At 64.8% G+C, this 18,572-nt stretch carries 21 protein-coding genes and 1 tRNA gene; 20 read left to right on the top strand and 2 right to left on the bottom strand.

Going from position 1 to position 18,572, the window contains the following annotated elements:
* The first annotated feature begins 124 nt into the window (after positions 1–124).
* From I6F36_RS01990 to I6F36_RS01935, 12 genes are all read left to right on the top strand, one after another.
* Complete coding sequence (locus I6F36_RS01990) at positions 125–628, top strand: DUF6163 family protein (protein WP_025036697.1); 504 nt, start codon at positions 125–127, stop codon at positions 626–628.
* A gap of 516 nt (positions 629–1,144) precedes the next feature.
* Complete coding sequence (locus I6F36_RS01985) at positions 1,145–1,663, top strand: transcriptional regulator LdtR (RefSeq protein WP_025036696.1); 519 nt, start codon at positions 1,145–1,147, stop codon at positions 1,661–1,663.
* A gap of 202 nt (positions 1,664–1,865) precedes the next feature.
* Complete coding sequence (locus I6F36_RS01980; RefSeq protein WP_036010478.1) at positions 1,866–2,102, top strand: hypothetical protein; 237 nt, start codon at positions 1,866–1,868, stop codon at positions 2,100–2,102.
* Positions 2,103–2,139: 37 nt separating this feature from the next.
* On the top strand, positions 2,140–2,361 hold the full coding sequence (locus tag I6F36_RS01975) for a hypothetical protein (RefSeq protein ID WP_025036694.1): 222 nt from the start codon (positions 2,140–2,142) through the stop codon (positions 2,359–2,361).
* Positions 2,362–2,624: 263 nt separating this feature from the next.
* Positions 2,625–3,923 (top strand): serine hydroxymethyltransferase, encoded by a 1,299-nt coding sequence (gene glyA / locus I6F36_RS01970; RefSeq protein ID WP_036010474.1) that lies wholly within the window; start codon positions 2,625–2,627, stop codon positions 3,921–3,923.
* Positions 3,924–3,993: 70 nt separating this feature from the next.
* On the top strand, positions 3,994–4,476 hold the full coding sequence (gene nrdR, locus I6F36_RS01965) for a transcriptional regulator NrdR (protein ID WP_011087793.1): 483 nt from the start codon (positions 3,994–3,996) through the stop codon (positions 4,474–4,476).
* On the top strand, positions 4,473–5,621 hold the full coding sequence (gene ribD, locus I6F36_RS01960; RefSeq protein ID WP_225170951.1) for a bifunctional diaminohydroxyphosphoribosylaminopyrimidine deaminase/5-amino-6-(5-phosphoribosylamino)uracil reductase RibD: 1,149 nt from the start codon (positions 4,473–4,475) through the stop codon (positions 5,619–5,621). Before nrdR ends, ribD begins: the two co-directional genes overlap by 4 nt.
* Positions 5,621–6,250 (top strand): riboflavin synthase, encoded by a 630-nt coding sequence (locus tag I6F36_RS01955; protein ID WP_057029743.1) that lies wholly within the window; start codon positions 5,621–5,623, stop codon positions 6,248–6,250. The genes ribD and I6F36_RS01955 overlap by 1 nt, the downstream gene beginning before the upstream one ends.
* A 62-nt stretch (positions 6,251–6,312) precedes the next feature.
* Positions 6,313–6,804 carry a 6,7-dimethyl-8-ribityllumazine synthase gene (ribH, locus tag I6F36_RS01950; protein ID WP_057029742.1) on the top strand — a complete coding sequence of 164 codons (492 nt, stop codon included), beginning with the start codon at positions 6,313–6,315 and terminating at the stop codon, positions 6,802–6,804.
* A gap of 4 nt (positions 6,805–6,808) precedes the next feature.
* The gene (gene nusB / locus I6F36_RS01945; protein WP_036010453.1) at positions 6,809–7,306 is read left to right on the top strand and encodes a transcription antitermination factor NusB; all 498 of its coding nucleotides are present in this window, start codon (positions 6,809–6,811) and stop codon (positions 7,304–7,306) included.
* Between the two features lie 175 nt (positions 7,307–7,481).
* Complete coding sequence (thiL, locus tag I6F36_RS01940; protein WP_225125129.1) at positions 7,482–8,480, top strand: thiamine-phosphate kinase; 999 nt, start codon at positions 7,482–7,484, stop codon at positions 8,478–8,480.
* A 236-nt stretch (positions 8,481–8,716) separates the two neighbouring features.
* Positions 8,717–10,837: a sodium-translocating pyrophosphatase gene (locus tag I6F36_RS01935; protein ID WP_036010450.1), complete on the top strand. Its 2,121-nt coding sequence runs from the start codon at positions 8,717–8,719 to the stop codon at positions 10,835–10,837.
* Between the two features lie 175 nt (positions 10,838–11,012).
* Here the strand turns inward: I6F36_RS01935 and I6F36_RS01930 are convergent, their stop codons facing one another.
* The gene (locus I6F36_RS01930) at positions 11,013–12,014 is read right to left on the bottom strand and encodes a tripartite tricarboxylate transporter substrate binding protein (protein WP_036010447.1); all 1,002 of its coding nucleotides are present in this window, start codon (positions 12,012–12,014) and stop codon (positions 11,013–11,015) included.
* A gap of 216 nt (positions 12,015–12,230) precedes the next feature.
* On the bottom strand, positions 12,231–12,716 hold the full coding sequence (locus tag I6F36_RS01925) for an outer membrane protein assembly factor BamE (protein WP_036010444.1): 486 nt from the start codon (positions 12,714–12,716) through the stop codon (positions 12,231–12,233).
* A gap of 98 nt (positions 12,717–12,814) precedes the next feature.
* Between I6F36_RS01925 and I6F36_RS01920 the strand changes: the two genes are divergently transcribed.
* The 8 genes from I6F36_RS01920 (at position 12,815) to I6F36_RS01885 (ending at position 18,346) form a co-directional block, all read left to right on the top strand.
* A complete protein-coding gene (locus I6F36_RS01920; RefSeq protein WP_109143544.1) occupies positions 12,815–13,366 on the top strand; it encodes a ubiquinol-cytochrome C chaperone family protein in 552 nt (183 codons plus the stop codon).
* Positions 13,363–13,926, top strand: a complete 564-nt coding sequence (locus tag I6F36_RS01915; RefSeq protein WP_036025465.1) for a DUF177 domain-containing protein — start codon at positions 13,363–13,365, stop codon at positions 13,924–13,926. Before I6F36_RS01920 ends, I6F36_RS01915 begins: the two co-directional genes overlap by 4 nt.
* Before the next feature lie 300 nt (positions 13,927–14,226).
* The gene (plsX, locus tag I6F36_RS01910) at positions 14,227–15,288 is read left to right on the top strand and encodes a phosphate acyltransferase PlsX (RefSeq protein WP_036010436.1); all 1,062 of its coding nucleotides are present in this window, start codon (positions 14,227–14,229) and stop codon (positions 15,286–15,288) included.
* Positions 15,285–16,265 (top strand): beta-ketoacyl-ACP synthase III, encoded by a 981-nt coding sequence (locus I6F36_RS01905; protein ID WP_036010434.1) that lies wholly within the window; start codon positions 15,285–15,287, stop codon positions 16,263–16,265. The genes plsX and I6F36_RS01905 overlap by 4 nt, the downstream gene beginning before the upstream one ends.
* A gap of 132 nt (positions 16,266–16,397) precedes the next feature.
* The gene (locus tag I6F36_RS01900) at positions 16,398–16,739 is read left to right on the top strand and encodes an integration host factor subunit alpha (protein ID WP_036010431.1); all 342 of its coding nucleotides are present in this window, start codon (positions 16,398–16,400) and stop codon (positions 16,737–16,739) included.
* Positions 16,740–16,763: 24 nt separating this feature from the next.
* Positions 16,764–17,339: a MerR family transcriptional regulator gene (locus I6F36_RS01895; protein ID WP_057029740.1), complete on the top strand. Its 576-nt coding sequence runs from the start codon at positions 16,764–16,766 to the stop codon at positions 17,337–17,339.
* A 109-nt stretch (positions 17,340–17,448) separates the two neighbouring features.
* A tRNA-Pro gene (locus I6F36_RS01890) sits at positions 17,449–17,526 on the top strand.
* Between the two features lie 328 nt (positions 17,527–17,854).
* Positions 17,855–18,346: a DUF421 domain-containing protein gene (locus I6F36_RS01885; protein ID WP_225125131.1), complete on the top strand. Its 492-nt coding sequence runs from the start codon at positions 17,855–17,857 to the stop codon at positions 18,344–18,346.
* Positions 18,347–18,572: the final 226 nt, after the last annotated feature.

Genomic DNA, 18,572 nt, shown 5'->3' with positions numbered 1-18,572 from the left:
CTGGAATTATTCTTATACCAGCTCGCATGGTTCCCGTCACCGCGGCTTGACCTGCCGCAAGGCAGATCTGAACCTGACTTGGGCAGCCGATTGATTTTGCGGGCCGAAGCAGCCAGAAGGGGCCATGTCCGAGATCTCCACCCGCGATGCGGCCCAAGGCGGCGCCAATGCCAGGGACGCTGCCCGTGACACTGCCCGAGAGAGCGCGCTCTCAGTGGCGGCGATCTCCTCGGAGCGCTCGGAGTCCGACGACAATGTCTGGACCCGACGGCTGGTGCTGTTCCTGCGGGTGATGGCGCTGCTCTCGATCCTGAAAGGCCTCTATCACTGGGCGCAGGTCACGGGCTTCGTCGGCGGCGAGGACGAGGCGTTCGAGAACCAGTCGATGGCCTGGCAGGCCGCGACGGTCTACTTCGCGGTGATCGAGCTCGTCGCCGCCGTCGGCCTCTGGCTGGCGACGCCCTGGGGCGCGGTGGTGTGGCTGACGACCGTGGTGTCGATGGCCGTGATCGAGCTGATGTTCCCGGGAATCTACGGCGGCAGCCTCGTCGTGGTCGGCGTCGAGGTCTTCATGCTGGCCGCTTATCTTGCGCTCGCCTGGATGGCCGCGCGCGAGCGGCCGCCGTAGCGCGCAGAGATTCACGCTCACGCTCTCGTGCCCCGGACGCAATGCAGCACGCCGAAGTTTGCGGCGTGATGCGTTGCAGAGCCGGGGCCCATCTTTCCGATATCTCGCTTTTGGCTTCTGGGATCCCGGGTCGGCGCGCCGCTTGCTGCGCTTGTCCGGGACAGGAGAATGTTGCGTTTGGTTGACCGCTGGTTGCCTAAAATTCGCGGTAAGTTTTCATTGACCAGCCGGTTCCGCCACAGCTCTTACGCGTGCGTTTCGAAACGGGGCGGGGCTGTTCTGGAATGCGACAACAGCGGCGGACGGAGGGTGAACAGGACCTTGCGAAGGTCAACAGAGGCTTTCAAAAAGTACTTGTGGCACAGGCTTAATGCGCAATTCACTGTCTTAAATTCATGATCTCTTTATTCTCTTATTTAAGCCGATCTTCAAACGCCCCTCTTAAGTTGCACCTATCAGACGGGACACAAGTTTCGTCGAATAAGTGTCGATAAAAACGACAACAGGGGAAGTGTCATGATGAAAGCCGTCGCAACTGCGGCAGATACCGCAGAGCGCGTCTCCGGCCAGCAGGGTTCGGTGCAGTCGCTCTATCTGGAAGCTTTGACTCTGGTGGAGCGGCTGCATCGCCGGCTCCTCGACGTGATCAAGGACGAATTCGATCGCCGCGGCCGCGCGGACATCAACTCGGTCCAGGCGCTCTTGCTCTACAACATCGGCGACAAGGAGCTGACCGCGGGCGAATTGCGCACGCGCGGTTACTATCTCGGCTCCAACGTCTCCTACAATCTGAAGAAGCTCGTCGAGCTCGGCTTCCTCGATCATCAGCGCTCGCGCGTCGATCGCCGCTCGGTGCGCATCCGCCTGACCCCGCAGGGCCAGGAAGTCCGCCGCATCGTCGATGCGCTCTACCAGAAGCACGTCAAGACGGTGGAGCAGGTCGGCGGCATCTCCGGCGACGAGTTTGCGACCCTCAACAAGTCGCTGCACCGCCTGGAGCGGTTCTGGACCGACCAGATCCTCTATCGCCTCTGAGTTCTAAAGGGATCTGGGCGAAGCCGGCCCGCAACAAGACCGGCAGCCCTCCCGAACGTGCCTGACTTCCCCAAGCGCGCTGGTCCGGAGTTGCCCCGGACCGGTGCGTTGATATTTTTTTGCACCTGCGAAAAAATCCCCCCGGCAGCCAGGAACCAGTTCCGGGCTCGGCGCTTATCTTCTTCGGATCGGAGAAACGGCGATGCTGGTCGAGCGCGGGCTTCGGGTGATGAACGTGGAACTCGTCAGCGAGGCCTACGCCATCGCCGCGAACTACCTTCGCCGCTCCGGCGCAATCCCGGACACTCTCGTCACCGACGACCGCCTGCTTCACCTGATCGTCAAGCTGCTCCAGCAGGGCGAATTCAACAAGATCAGGCTGGCCAACAGGGCGATCGCCCGGTTCCAGGCGCAGACCGAGGCCAGAGCGGTTGCCTGATCAAAACCCCCAAGATCCCGACCAACCAGAGGATGCCATGGAAGCTGCCATCGACCGCATCATGCAGACCTACGACCTGCTCGCCAACCGCACCGCGGCGGCCAGCGCCGAGGCGCGTGAAAAGGTCACGAACTACCTCAACATCCTGATGGAAGCCGGCGAGACCGACACCCATAGGTTGACGGTCTGCGGCCTGACCTATCTGCGCCAGCTCGACGGCAGCGTCGACCCCGTGAAGGCGGGGTATACCGGGCTGTAAAACGACGCCGGCTGCCCCGGCGGCAGCTGGCAAGAAATAAGGCCCAAAGCGGCCCCACCCGGATATTGGCGGGGAGCGGATCTCGCAAGACCGCTCCCGGGCTGAAAACCTCCAATCCCACCATATCTTGCATAAATATCAGGCCCGACCCGCAAATGCTTGGCCGCGGTCGGCCGATGTGGTAGATCGCGCGTGCTTCCGACCGCCACACCAGACCCGCCCGTAGCCCGCCAAAAGGCTGCGGCGGTGGAGATATTCGCAAGATGACCGCACCCAAGTCCGCCTCCGCGCCCGATTCGTTTTTCACCGCCTCGCTCGAGCAGGCCGATCCGGAAATCGCTGCCGCCATCAAGGGTGAGCTCGGTCGGCAGCGCCACGAGGTCGAGCTGATCGCCTCCGAGAACATCGTCAGCCGGGCCGTGCTGGAAGCGCAGGGTTCGGTCATGACCAACAAATACGCGGAAGGTTATCCGGGCGCGCGCTATTACGGCGGTTGTGAGTGGGTCGACGTCGCCGAGAACCTTGCGATCGATCGTGCCAAGAAGCTGTTCGGCGCCAGTTTTGCCAACGTGCAGCCGAACTCCGGCAGCCAAATGAACCAGGCGGTGTTCCTGGCGCTGCTGCAGCCGGGCGACACCTTCATGGGTCTCGATCTCGCCGCCGGCGGCCATCTCACCCACGGCTCGCCCGTGAACATGAGCGGCAAGTGGTTCAAGGCCGCGCATTACACCGTGCGCCGCGAGGACCAGATCATCGACATGGATGCCGTGGCCAAGCAGGCCGAAGAGGTCAAGCCGAAGCTGATCATCGCCGGCGGCTCGGCCTATTCGCGCGCCTGGGACTTCAAGCGTTTCCGCGAGATCGCCGACAGCGTCGGCGCTTACCTGCTGGTCGACATGGCGCATTTCGCTGGGCTCGTCGCCGGCGGCGTGCATGCTTCCCCGGTGCCGTATGCGCACGTCACCACCACCACGACGCACAAGTCGCTGCGTGGTCCGCGCGGCGGCCTGATGCTGTGGAATGACGAGACGCTGACCAAGAAGCTCAACTCGGCGATCTTCCCGGGCCTGCAGGGCGGTCCTTTGATGCACGTGATTGCAGCCAAGGCGGTCGCCTTCGGCGAGGCGCTGCGTCCGGATTTCAAGGTCTACGCCAAGAACATCGTCGAGAACGCCAAGGCCTTGGCCGAGACGTTGAAGGGCCATGGTCTCGATATCGTCTCCGGCGGCACCGACAATCATCTGATGCTGGTCGATCTCCGGCCGAAGGGCCTGAAGGGCAACGTCTCGGAGAAGGCGCTGGTTCGCGCCGCCATCACCTGCAACAAGAACGGCATTCCGTTCGACCCGGAATCGCCCTTTGTGACCTCGGGCATTCGGCTCGGCACGCCGGCTGCGACCAGCCGCGGCTTCGGCGTGGCCGAATTCCAGCAGGTCGGCGGCATGATCGCCGAGGTCCTCAATGCGATCGCGCAATCCTCCGACGGCAAGGCGCCGCTGGTGGAGGCTGCGATCAAGGAACGGGTCAAGGCGCTCACCGACCGGTTCCCGATCTACCAGTAAGGCGCCGCATGATCCGGAAAAGTGGGTACCGGTTTTCCGAAGAGATCATGCGAAAATAAAGGTCACACGGATGCGCTGCCCGAACTGCAACAGTCTCGATACGCAGGTGAAGGACTCGCGTCCGACCGAGGACTCGTCCGTGATCCGCAGGCGGCGCGTGTGCGTCGCCTGCAATTTCCGCTTCACCACCTTCGAGCGCGTACAGCTGCGCGAGCTCACGGTGATCAAACGCAACGGCCGCCGCGTGCCGTTCGATCGCGACAAGCTGATGCGCTCGGTGCAGATCTCACTTCGCAAGCGGCAGGTCGAGCCGGAGCGCGTCGAGAAGATGGTCTCCACCATCGTGCGCGAGCTCGAGACCGGAGGCGAGGCCGAGATCTCCTCAGAGGTGATCGGCGAGACCGTGATGGAGCATCTGCGCACGCTCGACGACGTCGCCTATGTGCGCTTTGCCTCGGTCTACCGCAATTTCCGCGAGGCCAAGGATTTCGCCGACGTGCTCGGCGAGCTCTCCGGCGAGGAGGAAGCGCGGCTCGCCGCGATCCGCAAATGATCTTCCGCATCCTGGAAGACCAGTTCGCGCAGAAGGCCCGCGAGGCCAAGGATGCTGATCGCCGTTTCATGGAGCTGGCGCTTGCGCTCGGTCGGCGCGGGCAGGGCCGGACCTGGCCCAATCCGGCCGTGGGCGCCGTCATCGTCAAGGACGGCGTCATCGTCGGCCGCGGCTGGACGCAAGCAGGCGGACGTCCGCACGGTGAGCCCGAGGCGTTGCGGCGGGCGGGCGAAGCAGCGCGGGGTGCCACGCTCTACGTCACGCTGGAGCCGTGCTCTCATTTCGGCAAGTCGCCGCCTTGCGCCGATGCTGTGATCGCCGCCGGCATCAAGCGCGTGGTGGCGGCGATCGAGGACCCCAATCCGGAAGTTGCGGGGCAGGGCCATGCGCGCCTGCGCGCCGCCGGCATCAATGTGGACGTCGGTCTGTGCGCGGCGGAGGCCGCGTTCGACCATGCCGGCCATTTCCGCCGCATCCGGGACCAGCGTCCTCATGTGATCCTGAAGCTCGCGGTCTCGCCTGACGGCAAGATCGGTGCGGCCGGCGGCAAGCCGCTTGCGATCACGGGGGAGGCGGCACGCAACCGCGTGCATCTGCTCCGCGCGCAAAGCGATGCCATCCTGGTCGGCATCGGCACGGTGCTGGCGGATGATCCGCAGCTCAACTGCCGCCTGCCGGGCATGGCGGCGCGCTCGCCGGTGCGTGTGGTGCTCGACCGGAGCCTGCGCATTCCCGCATCGAGCCAGCTGGTTCGATCCGCGCGCGAGACGCCGCTTTGGGTGATCGCTTCCGAGCTTGCGGAAGCGGCCGCCGCGACGCGCCTTGGCGCGGCCGGTGCGCAAATCATGCGCATGCCTCCGGGGAGTGCATCCGGGCTCGATCTTTCGGCCGTGCTGCATGCGCTGGCGGAGAAGGGCATCACGCGGCTGATGGTCGAGGGCGGCAGCCGTGTTGCGGCGTCCTGCGTCGCGGCCGATCTCGTCGACGAGGTCTGGCTGTTCCGCGGAGCGGAAGCGGTCGGCGAAGGCGGCGTCGATGCGCTCGATGCATTGCCCCTGTCGAAAATCACGCAGTCGCCGGCCTACAAGGTTCATGCTAGCGAGACCTGCGGCAAGGATAACCTCACCATCTACGAGCGCGCGTAATGTTCACCGGCATTGTCACCGATATCGGCGAGATCGTCAGCTTCACGCCAACGGCGCCGGGGCAGCTGCACCGGCTGCGGATCGCCTGCCGCTACGATCAGAGCACGATTGCGGACGGCGCCTCGATCGCCTGCAACGGTGTGTGCCTGACCGTGGTTGCCTCGGGCGTTGCGGATGGCAGGGACTCCAAGCAAAGGACCTGGTTCGACGTCGACACCGCGGCCGAGACGCTGGCGCTGACGACGGCCAAGCACTGGAAGGTCGGCACCAGGCTCAACCTCGAGCGCGCGCTGAAGATCGGCGATGAGCTCGGCGGCCATATCGTCGCCGGCCACGCCGATGGGATTGCAACCATCGTCAGCCGCGAGGACTTGCCGGATATGGCGCGTTTCGTGCTCTCGACGACGCGGGAGCTGGCCCGGTTCATCGCCACCAAGGGCTCGATCACGCTCGACGGCGTCTCGCTGACGATCAATACGGTTGCAGACGTGACCTTTTCGGTGCTGATCATTCCGCACACGCTTGATGTTACGACGATCGGCAGCTGGAAGGCGGGGGATGAGGTTAATATCGAGGTCGACCTGATGGCCCGCTACGCGGCGCGGCTGACGGAAATGACGGTCTCTTAGAACTTGGCTTACATGCTTCCGGCGACTACATAGCGCCGACCCCTTTCGAAACGGATTGAACGATGGCAGACGCGCGGCGCGCACCCCTGAAGGACCAGACCGACATTTCCGGCGCGCGCGCGCTGATTGTCGAGGCGCGGTTCTATGACGATCTCCAGGATGCGCTGCTGGACGGCGCGGTGGCCGAGTTGAAGGCGGCCGGCCTGACCCACGACGTCATTACGGTTCCCGGTGCGCTGGAGATCCCCGCGGCAGTCGCCATCGCGGTCGATGCCGCGGCGGCGAACGGCAGGCCCTATGATGCGGTGATCGCGCTCGGCTGCGTGATCCGCGGCGACACCATTCATTTCGAGATCGTCTCGCAGGAATCCTCGCGCGCGCTGATGGACCTCGCCGTGGCGCGGAAGCTGCCGCTCGGCAACGGCATCCTCACCGTCAACACCGAGGCGCAGGCCTGGGCGCGGGCGCGTGCCAGCGAGCTCAACAAGGGCGGCGATGCCGCGCGCGCCGCGCTTGCGATGCTGCGCATTAAACGCCGCCTGGCGCAGGCCTGAAGCCATGGCCGATAACACCAAGAAGCCGACAGGCGTTGTCGAGAAGAAGGCGAACCGGCGCGGTGCGGCACGGCTCGCAGCCGTGCAGGCACTGTACCAGATGGACATCGCCGGTGCGGGCATCAACGACATCTTTGCCGAATTCGAAAGCCATTGGCTCGGCAACGAGGTCGAGGGCGAGACGTATCTGCCGGCGGAAGCCGCCTTTTTCCGCGACGTCGTCTCCGGCGTCGTGCGCGACCAGAAGAAGCTCGATCCACTGATCGACGAGGCGCTGTCGAAGGGCTGGCCGCTCAAGCGGATCGAGGCGATCCTGCGGGCAGTGCTGCGGGCAGGAGCCTATGAGCTCCAGCATCGCAAGGACGTGCCGGGCCGGGTGGTGGTCTCCGAATATGTCGACGTCGCCAATGCTTTCGTCGACCGCGAGGAGACCGGCATGGTCAACGCCGTGCTCGACCAGATCGGCCGGCAGTTTCGCGGCGACGAGTTCGGGCGGGGGTAGTTTCCCGCGAGGGCGGTGAAGTGATGCGAGACGACTGCCCCATTCTCCGTCGTCATCACCCGCGAAGGCGGGTGATCCAGTACGCCGCGGCCTATCGGGCTAACACGACTGTCTCTCGAATACTGGATCGCCCGGTCAAGCCGGGCGATGACAGCGGTGGATGGGGCTGACGCCGATGGAAACCACACAAAATCCCTCCGGCGAAGACTCCCTCATCGCGCGCTATTTCAAACCGCTGGCGACCGATCCCGGCGCGTTCGGGTTGGTCGACGACGCGGCGGTGCTGTCCTCGTCCGGCGAGGACATCGTCGTCACCACCGACGCGGTGGTGGAGGGCGTGCATTATCTTGCCGGCGATCCGCCTGACAACATCGCGCGCAAGGCGCTGCGGGTGAACCTGTCCGATCTCGCGGCGAAAGGAGCGACGCCGGCAGGCTTCGTGCTGACGCTGGCGCTGCGCAGCAAGGAGGATGCCTGGCTGCGTCCCTTTGCGGACGCGCTGGGCGAGGATGCGAAGACCTTCGCTTGTCCTCTGCTCGGTGGCGACACGGTGTCGACGCCGGGCCCGCAGATGATCTCGATCACCGCCTTCGGCCGTGTGCCTCAGGGGCGGATGATCGGCCGCACCGGCGCAAGGCCGGGCGACCGCGTCCTGGTCACGGGCACGATCGGCGATGCCGCGCTCGGCCTCGACGTGCTCAAAGGCGGGGCTGCCGCCAGCGCGCTGACCTCCGATCCCGCGGCACGGGATTTTCTGGTCTCGCGCTATCGGGTGCCGCAGCCACGCAACGTGCTGGCGCCGGCCCTGCGCGATCATGCCACCGCGGCGATGGACGTCTCCGACGGGCTCGCCGGCGATCTGACCAAGCTCTGCGCCGCCTCCGGGGTCTCGGCCTCGGTCGACGTGACGAGCCTGCCACTCTCTGCCGCGGCAGCCGGCCTTCGCGCCCGCAACGTCGCGTCTGTCGAGACGCTGCTTGCCGGGGGCGACGACTACGAGGTGCTCTGCACCGTTCCGCCGGCACAATGCGAGACGCTGATTGCCGCGGGGCAGTCCCTCGGCGTTGCCGTGACTGCAATCGGTACCATCACGGAGGGGCAGAAGCCGCTGCGCTTCCTGGACGGGCAGGGCCAGGATCTGCTTTTGACGCGGCTGTCCTACAGCCACTTCTAGGAATTGCTCCAAACCGGCATCTGAGTTCTCAGCGCTTGGTCCTAAATACCTGCCAAGATCGGCCTTTTCGGGCTGATCCGGCGTTGCACCCTCAATGTGATTTTGGCAAGCTCGCGGCCGACTGGAGCCGTCCCTTAAGGGCAAGGGGGCGGCTTTGTTCAAAATCAAGGCGCTGCACCGCACGACGGACAACAAAAGGCGCCGGGGGTACATCAAGGATCTGAGGCAAACATCACATGACAGCATTATGGTTGATAGTGCTCTGCGGAGCGCTTTCCGTCGCCTACGCGATTTGGGCGACGTCTTCGGTCTTGGGCGCGGATGCGGGGTCGCCGCGCATGCAGGAGATCGCAGGGGCGGTGCGCGAAGGCGCACAAGCCTATCTCCGGCGGCAATACACCACGATCGGTATCGTCGGCATCGTCATCTTCGTGCTGCTTGCCTATTTCCTCGGGCTCTATGTCGCGATCGGTTTCGCCATCGGCGCGATCCTGTCCGGCGCTGCGGGCTTCATCGGCATGAACGTCTCGGTCCGCGCCAATGTGCGCACCGCCCAGGCCGCGACGACGTCGCTGGCCGGCGGCCTGGAGCTCGCCTTCAAGGCGGGCGCCATCACCGGCCTTCTGGTGGCGGGTCTGGCGCTGCTCGGCGTGACGCTCTATTTCGGCTTCCTGGTCCATTCGCTGAAGCTCGCGCCGGATAGCCGCGTCGTCGTCGATGCCCTGGTGGCGCTCGGCTTCGGCGCCTCGCTGATCTCGATCTTCGCCCGTCTCGGCGGCGGCATCTTCACCAAGGGTGCGGACGTCGGCGGCGACCTCGTCGGCAAGGTCGAGGCCGGCATTCCCGAGGATGACCCGCGCAACCCTGCGACCATCGCCGACAACGTCGGCGACAACGTCGGCGACTGCGCCGGCATGGCCGCCGACCTGTTCGAGACCTATGCGGTGACCGCGGTCGCCACCATGGTCCTGGCGGCGATCTTCTTCGCCAAGACGCCGATCCTCGCCAACATGATGACGCTGCCGCTCGCGATCGGCGGCATCTGCATCATCACCTCGATCATCGGCACCTTCTTCGTCAAGCTCGGGCCGAGCCAGTCGATCATGGGCGCGCTTTACAAGGGCCTGATCGCAACGGGCATCCTGTCGCTGATCGGCATCGCCCTGGTGATCTACTACCTGATCGGCTTCGGCAAGCTCGAGGGCGTCAACTACACCGGCCTGGCGCTGTTCGAGTGCGGCGTGGTCGGTCTCATCGTCACCGCCCTGATCATCTGGATCACCGAATACTACACCGGGACCGACTATCGTCCGGTGAAGTCGATCGCCCAGTCCTCGGTCACCGGCCACGGCACCAACGTGATCCAGGGCCTCGCCATCTCGATGGAAGCGACCGCGTTGCCTGCGATCGTCATCATCGCCGGCATCCTGGTCACCTACAGCCTCGCCGGGCTGTTCGGCATCGCGATCGCGACCGCCACCATGCTGGCGCTGGCCGGCATGATCGTCGCCCTCGACGCCTTCGGCCCCGTCACCGACAATGCCGGCGGCATTGCCGAAATGGCGGGACTGCCGAAGGAGGTGCGCAAGTCGACCGACGCGCTCGACGCGGTCGGCAACACCACCAAGGCGGTCACCAAAGGCTACGCGATCGGCTCCGCTGGTCTCGGCGCCCTGGTGCTGTTCGCGGCCTACAACGAGGACCTCAAGTTCTTCGTGGCCCGCTCCGCGCAGCATCCCTACTTCGCCGGCGTCAATCCGGACTTCTCACTGAACAATCCCTACGTCGTGGTGGGCCTGCTGTTCGGTGGTCTGTTGCCGTACCTGTTCGGCGCGATGGGCATGACCGCGGTCGGCCGTGCGGCCGGTGCGATCGTCGAGGAGGTCCGTCGCCAATTCCGCGAGAAGCCGGGCATCATGCAGGGCACCGACAAGCCTGATTACGGCAAGGCGGTGGACTTGCTCACGCGCGCGGCAATCAAGGAGATGATCATCCCCTCGCTGCTGCCGGTGCTGTCGCCGATCGTCGTCTACTTCCTGATCTATGCGATCGCGGGCGGCGGCGCGGCGGGCAAGTCGGCGGCATTCTCGGCCGTCGGCGCCATGCTGCTCGGCGTCATCGTGACGGGCCTGTTCGTCGCGATCTCCATGACCTCAGGCGGCGGCGCCTGGGACAACGCCAAGAAGTACATCGAGGACGGTCATTTCGGCGGCAAGGGCTCTGATGCCCACAAGTCCGCGGTGACCGGCGATACCGTCGGCGATCCCTACAAGGACACGGCGGGACCTGCGGTGAACCCGATGATCAAGATCACCAATATCGTGGCCCTGCTGCTGCTCGCGATCCTGGCGCACTGAGCGGCGCTGACGCGACAAGAGAAAACCCCGCGGCGTGAGCCGCGGGGTTTTTGATTTGGCGATCCGACGCTCTCCCGACGTCATTGCGAGGAGCTCTTGCGACGAAGCAATCCAGCATCGTTCCGCAGAGACAGCCTGGATTGCTTCGCTTCTCTCGCAATGACGTGAGAGAGACCTACTGCACGTCCATCTGCAGGCCTTCCTTCTGGATGATGCCGGCGAACTTCTTCGTCTCGGCGTCCACGAAGGCGGCGAACTGCTCGGGCGTGCCGTAGTCGGCGCGGGCGCCCATGGCGGCGATCTGCTTCTTGACGTCCTCGCGCTCCAGCATCGCCTTGACCTGGAGATTGAGCGCGCCCAGCACCTCGGGCGAAGCGCCCTTCGGCAGGAAGACCGCGAACCAGGAGGACACGTCGAAATTCGCCAGCTCCGGCGCGCTCTCGCGCATGGTCGGCAGGTCTTTGGCGAGGTCGCTGCGCTCGGGCGTGGTGACGCAGAGACCGTTGAGCGTGCCGCTCTGCACCTGAGGCAGGGTCGGATAGAGATTGTCGAACAGGATCTGTATGTCGCCGGCAAGGGCGGCCTGGAGCGCGGGGCCGGCGCCGCGGAACGGGATGTGCGTCATCTTCAGGCCGGTGAGCTGGAGAAACCAGGCGCCGGTGAGGTGGGGGCTCTGGCCGACGCCGGAGGAGGCGTAGCTGAGCTTGTCCGGATTGGCCTTCAGATACGCGATCAGCTCGGGAATCGTTTTGATGCCGGTCTTCGGATGCGCCGAGACGATGTTCGGAATCCGGATCATGTTCGAGACCGGCTGAAGCTGGTCCGGCTTGTAGCTGAGGTTCTTGAAGATGCTGTAGGCGATCGCGTTCGGGCCGGGGTTGCCGACCAGGATGGTGTGACCATCCGGCTTGGCGCGCACGGCCTCGGCGGTGCCGATCGTGCCGCCGCCGCCGGAGCGGTTTTCCACCACAGTCGACTGACCCCAGGCGGTTTGCAGATGCGCGGCCAGGAGGCGGCCCATCACGTCCGTCGAGCCGCCGGCCGCGGCCGGCACGATGAGACGAACGTTTTCAGTGGGCTTCCAGTCGGCAAGGCTCGATCGCGGTAGAATCGCTGCGGCCGAAAGGCCGGCAGCACCGGCGAGCACACGACGGCGGGACAACAAAGGCTTATGCACGAATCCACTCCTGCTTTTTGCTTTGCGGGAACCGTAGGGAACGGCACGTGCGACCGCAAGTCGCGCGCGACGACAAGTGCCGCGCAGAGAGCGGCACGACGACGCAGGCGTAAGCCCATATACCTTGCGATGGAATTAAGCGGCTTCAGGAGCCTCGTTCGACGCGCATTTTCGACGCGAAGCGACAAGCCGCTTCGATCGAATCCTTCGACGGCCTCAGTTGAAGCTGAGCAGCTTGAACAGCGGGGTAAGGTAGCTCATCTCCTGACCCGACGTCGGCGTGGTGCGGCTGATGAAGTCGAAGATCTTGCCGTCCTGGAGACCGTAATTCGCAAGCCGGCGCACGCGCCGGGTCTTGTCGAAATAGACTGCGATGACACGCTGATCGACCACCTTCTGGTTCATGAAGGCGACCGGGCGCTCCGAGCGCTGCGAGATGTAGTAGAACACTTCACCGTCGAGGGTCGCGACCGTCGAAGGCGTGCCCATCACGATCAGCACCTGATCCTGGCTCGCGCCGATCGGAATCTGCTCGAGCGCGCCGGGCGGCAGGATGTAGCCTTTCTGGAACTGCTCGCCGGTGCAAGCTGCAAGGGCCACGCCGATCACGGCGGTGGCCGCGAGCATGCGCAGGCCGCGCCAACAGGCATGAAGGCCGCGCCGCATGTCCGCGCGCAGGCTGATCTGGTTCGTTGTCGTCATAGCGGAACTGATTCCGTCCCCTTGCGTCGCGCGAGGCGCTGAAGTACCGGGCTGGGCGTCTGAATGCAACTCGCGCGCGCCCGCTTGCGGAAACCACAATGCTTTGGCCGTTCAATCACTTCAGGAAACCCCGGCGAACCCCGCCTGGCACCATTGAGGCCATCTATGGCATGATCGTGACGCAGGCGCGAGAACCCCTGTTTTACCGGGTCTTGGGTGTGCCCGATACGGTTAACGGGCGTTTCGACCTGTTGCTGCTGCATCTCTGGCTGCTGCTGCGCCGTCTGCGCGCGGTTCAGGGCGCCGCGGAGCTGTCGCAGGCGCTGTTCGACCGCTTCTGCGAGGACATGGACGACAATCTGCGCGAGATGGGGGTGGGCGACCAGACCGTGCCGAAGCGGATGCGGGCCTTCGGCGAGGCATTCTACGGCCGCGTCCAGGCCTACGACCAGGCGATGGAAGCCGGCGGCGAGGCGCTGGCAGCGGCGATCTGCAAGAATATCTTGAATGGGACCGGCTTCGACCAGGCGGAGCGGCTCGCGGCCTATGCGAGGGCCAGCGAGGCCGATCTTGGCCGGACCGACGAGGCCGCGCTGCTGCGCGCGTCCTTCAAGTTTCCCCGGGCGCTGTCACAGGATGTCACGCCATGAGCCGACCAGATACCGAGCGCGATCCCTGGCGGGCGCCCGTCATCGTTGCGCAAATCCCGGACGGCGGGTTGCATCGCGAGCTCGAGGCCTCAGTGGCCGAGCGGCAGGCGATGGCGGAGGTCGCGGGCTTGCGCGAGATCCTGTCCGCCCATGCCAGCTTCGATGTCGTGCCGAAAAGCGGCGGGCGGGTCCAGGTCACGGGCCTGGTTCGAGGCCGGATCGGCCAGACCTGCGTCGTCACGCTGGATCCGATCGAGAGCGAGATCGAGGAGGAGGTGGACCTGATGTTCGCCCCCGAGGCCGAGGCGCGCCGCCTGGCCGATCTGATCGAGGAGGGGCAGGACGACGAGGCGCCGCCCGAGGTTGCCGACCCGCCCGAGCCGATCACGGGCGGCATCATCGACCTCGGCCGGCTCGCCACCGACGTCCTGTTCCTGGCGATCGATCCCTATCCACGCAAGGAGGGGGCCGTGTTCGAGGCGGAGGTCACCGCTCCCGACCCCGAAGACCATCCCTTCGCCGTGCTGAAGGCATTGCAGGACAAGAAGAAGGGCCAATGAGGGGCATTTTGGCTCGCGGGCTGCCTTGCCAGGGGACGCGAGCCATTTGCCCTGATGGTTTGAGACAGCTGTTTATCTCTCTGATTTCAATGGATTTCTCGCGAAATCCGCGCCCGGCGGCCGGATTGCCCCGAATGCAAAAGGCTGGGGGCAAGAGGTTGTTTCGGGGGTACAAAACGCTATTGTCGCGCCCCGGTCCGGGTGCGGCGTGGCGCTTGGCCGGCCGCCGTACCGGTGGCGAACCCATTTTGCGGCCCCGCTGATCCCAAGACCGCACCAGACCAGGTTTCCAGGACTTACATGCCAAGCAAGGTTCGCATCGCGCTGGACGCCATGGGGGGCGATGTCGGCCCCGCCGTGGTCATTCCGGGCGCCGCCATCTCGCTTGGCCGGCATCGCGACACCGAGTTCCTGCTGGTCGGCGACCGCGCCAGGATCGAGCCCGAGCTCGACCAGCACCCGAAGCTGAAGGCCGCCTCCAAGATCATCCATACCGACGTCGCCGTCAGCATGAAGGACAAGCCGAGCCAGGCGCTGCGGCGCGGCCGCAAGACCTCCTCGATGTGGCTCGCGATCGACGCGGTCAAGAAGGGCGAGGCGGACGTCGCGATCTCCGCCGGCAATACCGGCGCGCTGATGGCGATGGCGCGCTTCCATCTGCGCACCCTGCCGGGGATCGACCGGCCGGCGATCTCGGCGATCTGGCCGACCCTGCGCGGGGAGTCCGTCGTGCTCGACCTCGGCGCCACCCTCGGCGGCGATGCCCACCATCTGGTGTCGATGGCGGTGATGGGCGCGGCCAAGGCGAGCGTGCTGTTCAACAAGACCCGGCCCACAGTCGGGCTGCTCAATATCGGCGCCGAGGAGATCAAGGGGCACGAGGAGATCCGCGAGGCCAGCGAGATCCTGCGGGCGCGGAACCTGCCGGAGCTCGACTATATCGGCTTCGTCGAGGGCGACGGCATCGGCAAGGGGCTCGCCGACGTGATCGTCACCGAAGGCTTTAGCGGCAACATAGCGCTGAAGGCGGCCGAGGGAACCGCACGGCAGATGGCGGAATTGCTTCGTCACGAGATGCAGCGGAGCTGGATGTCCAAGCTCGGCTACCTCTTCGCGCGCAGCGCCTTCCAGGCCCTGCGCGACAAAATGGACCCCAACAAGTCCAATGGTGGCGTGCTGCTGGGACTGAACGGGGTGGTGGTCAAGAGCCACGGCGGAACCAACGCCGAAGGCTTTGCCTATGCGATCGATGTTGGCTATGAGATGGCTCACTACGATCTCCTGAACAAGATCAATCAGATGCTCAACCGCGAGGGTGGTGCACTCAAATTCGTGCAGCCCGCGCCGGAGGATGTTTCGTGACTCAGATTCGTTCGGTCGTGCTCGGCTGCGGCTCTTACTTGCCGGAGCAGGTGGTGACCAACGCCCAATTGGCGGCGCGCATCGATACCTCCGACGAGTGGATCGTGCAGCGCACCGGCATTCGCGAGCGGCACATCGCGGCCGAGGGCGAGTTCACCTCGCACCTCGCCATCAAGGCGGCACAGGCGGCGCTCCGCGATGCCGGCGTTGACGCGCAATCGATCGAGCTGATCGTGCTGGCGACCTCGACGCCCGACAACACCTTCCCCGCGACCGCCGTCGCCGTGCAGCACGGCCTCGGCATCAATCATGGCGCGGCCTTCGATCTGCAGGCAGTGTGCTCGGGCTTCGTGTTCGCGCTCGCCACCGCCGACAATTTCCTGCGCACCGGGGCCTACAAGCGCGCGCTGGTGATCGGCGCGGAGACCTTCTCGCGCATCCTCGACTGGAACGATCGCGGCACCTGCGTGCTGTTCGGCGACGGCGCCGGCGCCGTGGTGCTGGAGGCGCAGGAGCAGCCCGGCAATGCCGCGACCGACCGCGGCATCGTGACCACGCATCTGCGCTCCGACGGCCGCCACAAGGCAAAGCTGTTCGTCGACGGCGGGCCGTCCTCAACCCAGACCGTCGGCCATCTGCGCATGGAGGGCCGCGAGGTCTTCAAGCACGCGGTCGGTATGATCACCGACGTGATCGTCGATGCTTTCAAGGCGACCGGGCTCGATGCCGACGGCATCGACTGGTTCGTGCCGCACCAGGCCAACAAGCGAATCATCGACGCTTCCGCGCACAAGCTGCACATCGCGCCGGAGAAGGTGGTGCTGACGGTGGACCGTCACGGCAACACCTCGGCGGCCTCGATCCCGCTGGCGCTCTCGGTGGCGCGCAAGGACGGCCGCATCAAGAAGGGCGACATGGTCCTGCTGGAGGCCATGGGTGGCGGCTTCACCTGGGGCTCCGCGCTGGTGCGCTGGTAAGCCACACCGATAAAATTTTGCCGGAATCCGCGCCGATTATCGCGACGTGTGCATTGATGTGCGGTGTTGACCGCCGTATCGTAAGCTCATAATTTCAGACAAGAATTGTTCGCCGTGAGGTGGGGCAGGGCGATGAGCGAGACCAGCAAAACCGTAACGCGTGTCGATCTGTGCGAAGCCGTCTACCAGAAGGTGGGCCTATCGCGCACGGAATCGTCTGCCTTCGTGGAACTCGTGCTGAAGGAGATCACCGACTGCCTGGAGAAGGGCGAGACGGTGAAATTGTCCTCGTTCGGCTCCTTCATGGTGCGCAAGAAGGGCCAGCGCATCGGCCGCAACCCGAAGACCGGCACCGAGGTGCCGATCTCGCCGCGCCGCGTCATGGTGTTCAAGCCGTCGGCGATCCTGAAGCAGCGGATCAACGCCCAGCACCGTACCAACGGTGACGCCACCCAGGCTCAAGAAGAGGCGTAACCGCCTTTCGGAAAGGACTGGCCTTTGGACAAGGCGCCGGATGCGTTCCGAACCATCAGCGAAGTAGCGCAGGAACTCGACATTCCGCAGCACGTGCTGCGGTTCTGGGAGACCCGCTTCTCCCAGATCAAGCCGATGAAGCGCAGCGGCGGCCGCCGCTATTATCGCCCCGACGACGTCGACCTGCTCAAAGGCATCCGCCGGCTGCTCTACGGCGAAGGCTATACCATCCGCGGGGTGCAGCGGATCCTGAAAGAGCACGGCGTCAAATCGGTGCAGGGCCTCGCCGACAGCGCGGCCGCGGTCTCCTTTGGCGCCATCGAGGACGCGATCGGCGCGAGCCTGATGGAGCCCGAGGACGAGGCCCCCATCAAGGGCATCACCGACACCGACGATGACGACTATCAGGGCGACGAAGAGGAAGGCATCGACTTCCGCTTCACCGAGGTCGACGACGAGGAGATCCTCACCACCTTCCGCAAAGGCGGCGCCGCCGTGCCCGCCGGCCCCAGCGCGCTCGACCGCGAGCGGCTGGAGCGGGTCCTCGGCGATCTCGTCGCCTGTCGCGAGATGCTGGATCAGGCCCTGAAGGAGGGCTAGGGCGGTCCCCGGCTTTGCGGGGCAGTTCCGGCCCCGCTTGGGCGGATACACCAAAATGCTGCGGCCTCGCCTTGCGCAAAGCGGCGATCCTAGCTAATGGAACGGCATTCGGAGCGTGGCGCAGCCCGGTTAGCGCACTAGTCTGGGAGACTAGGGGTCGGAGGTTCAAATCCTCTCGCTCCGACCATTTTTTCAACCTCTGTCGGGTGACCGTCGGCGTGGAGCGTGCTCCGGCCGCGACGATGCCTGTGGCCAGAAGCGGGGCCTGCGGTGGGCGGTACATCGAAACGACGAAAACAACCCCATGCACAGTAGCGATGTCATTGAGTCATATTGTTTTTCCGAATCGCCGCGTCGGACAGTGGTAGGAGCTGATCGTCCAGAGGACAATCACGGTCGAGCGGTCGGCTAGAGCCTCAACTCTTCACCATCCTCCTCGCAACTCCGAAACTGTTCGGGTCCGATAAGAGTTTCGATTCGCGGCATCAGGACGCTTCCATTCAGGCGAGGGCAACATGTTTCAGTTATCGTGGAGCGAGATCTTCGTCCCGACGCATTCCATCATGGAAATGATCGTGCGGGGCACCATCATGTATCTCGGCATCTTCACCCTGATGCGGTTCATTTTGAAGCGACAAACCGGCGGACTCAGCATTCCCGATTTGCTTCTCGTCGTCCTGTTGGCGGACGCGGCGCAGAATGGCATGGCGGGCGAATACCACTCGATCACAGAAGGTATCGTGCTCGTTGCCACCATCATTTTCTGGAATCTAGCCATCGACTGGGTCGGGTATCACGTGCCTTTCGTGGAGCGGCTTGCTCGGCCGGCGCCGCTCCTGCTCATCAAAAACGGGCAGGTCCTTCGCCGCCACATGCGGCAGGAGCTGGTGACGATGGATGAGTTGATGAGCAAGCTTCGCGAGGAGGGGATAGCGAGTCCCTCGGACGTCGTAGAGGCATATATCGAGGGCGACGGAAATATCAGCGTGAAGAAGAAGCAAGCCTGACGACCTTCGTCTGCCCGCCGACATGATCGGCGTTGCGCAGCATCGGCGATAGACTACTTGTTATCCTGCGAGGTTTCCGCAGGCTTCCCAAAGGGCACATTCGCTGAGGTTGCGCCACCTACCTCAACTACCCGCCATCCGCGTGGTTTCGCCCACCCGCGTCCGCTCCATCTCCGCGGCGAGTACTTGAGGGGTCATATCCACAAGCGCGTCGGGTTTACAATAT

Origin of the sequence: Bradyrhizobium sp. BRP19, assembly GCF_020194195.1 — a bacterium.
GTDB classification, from domain to species: Bacteria; Pseudomonadota; Alphaproteobacteria; order Rhizobiales; family Xanthobacteraceae; genus Bradyrhizobium; species Bradyrhizobium yuanmingense.
The sequence above is the reverse complement of the archived record's forward strand: the minus strand, read 5'-3'. Positions and strand labels throughout refer to the sequence as shown.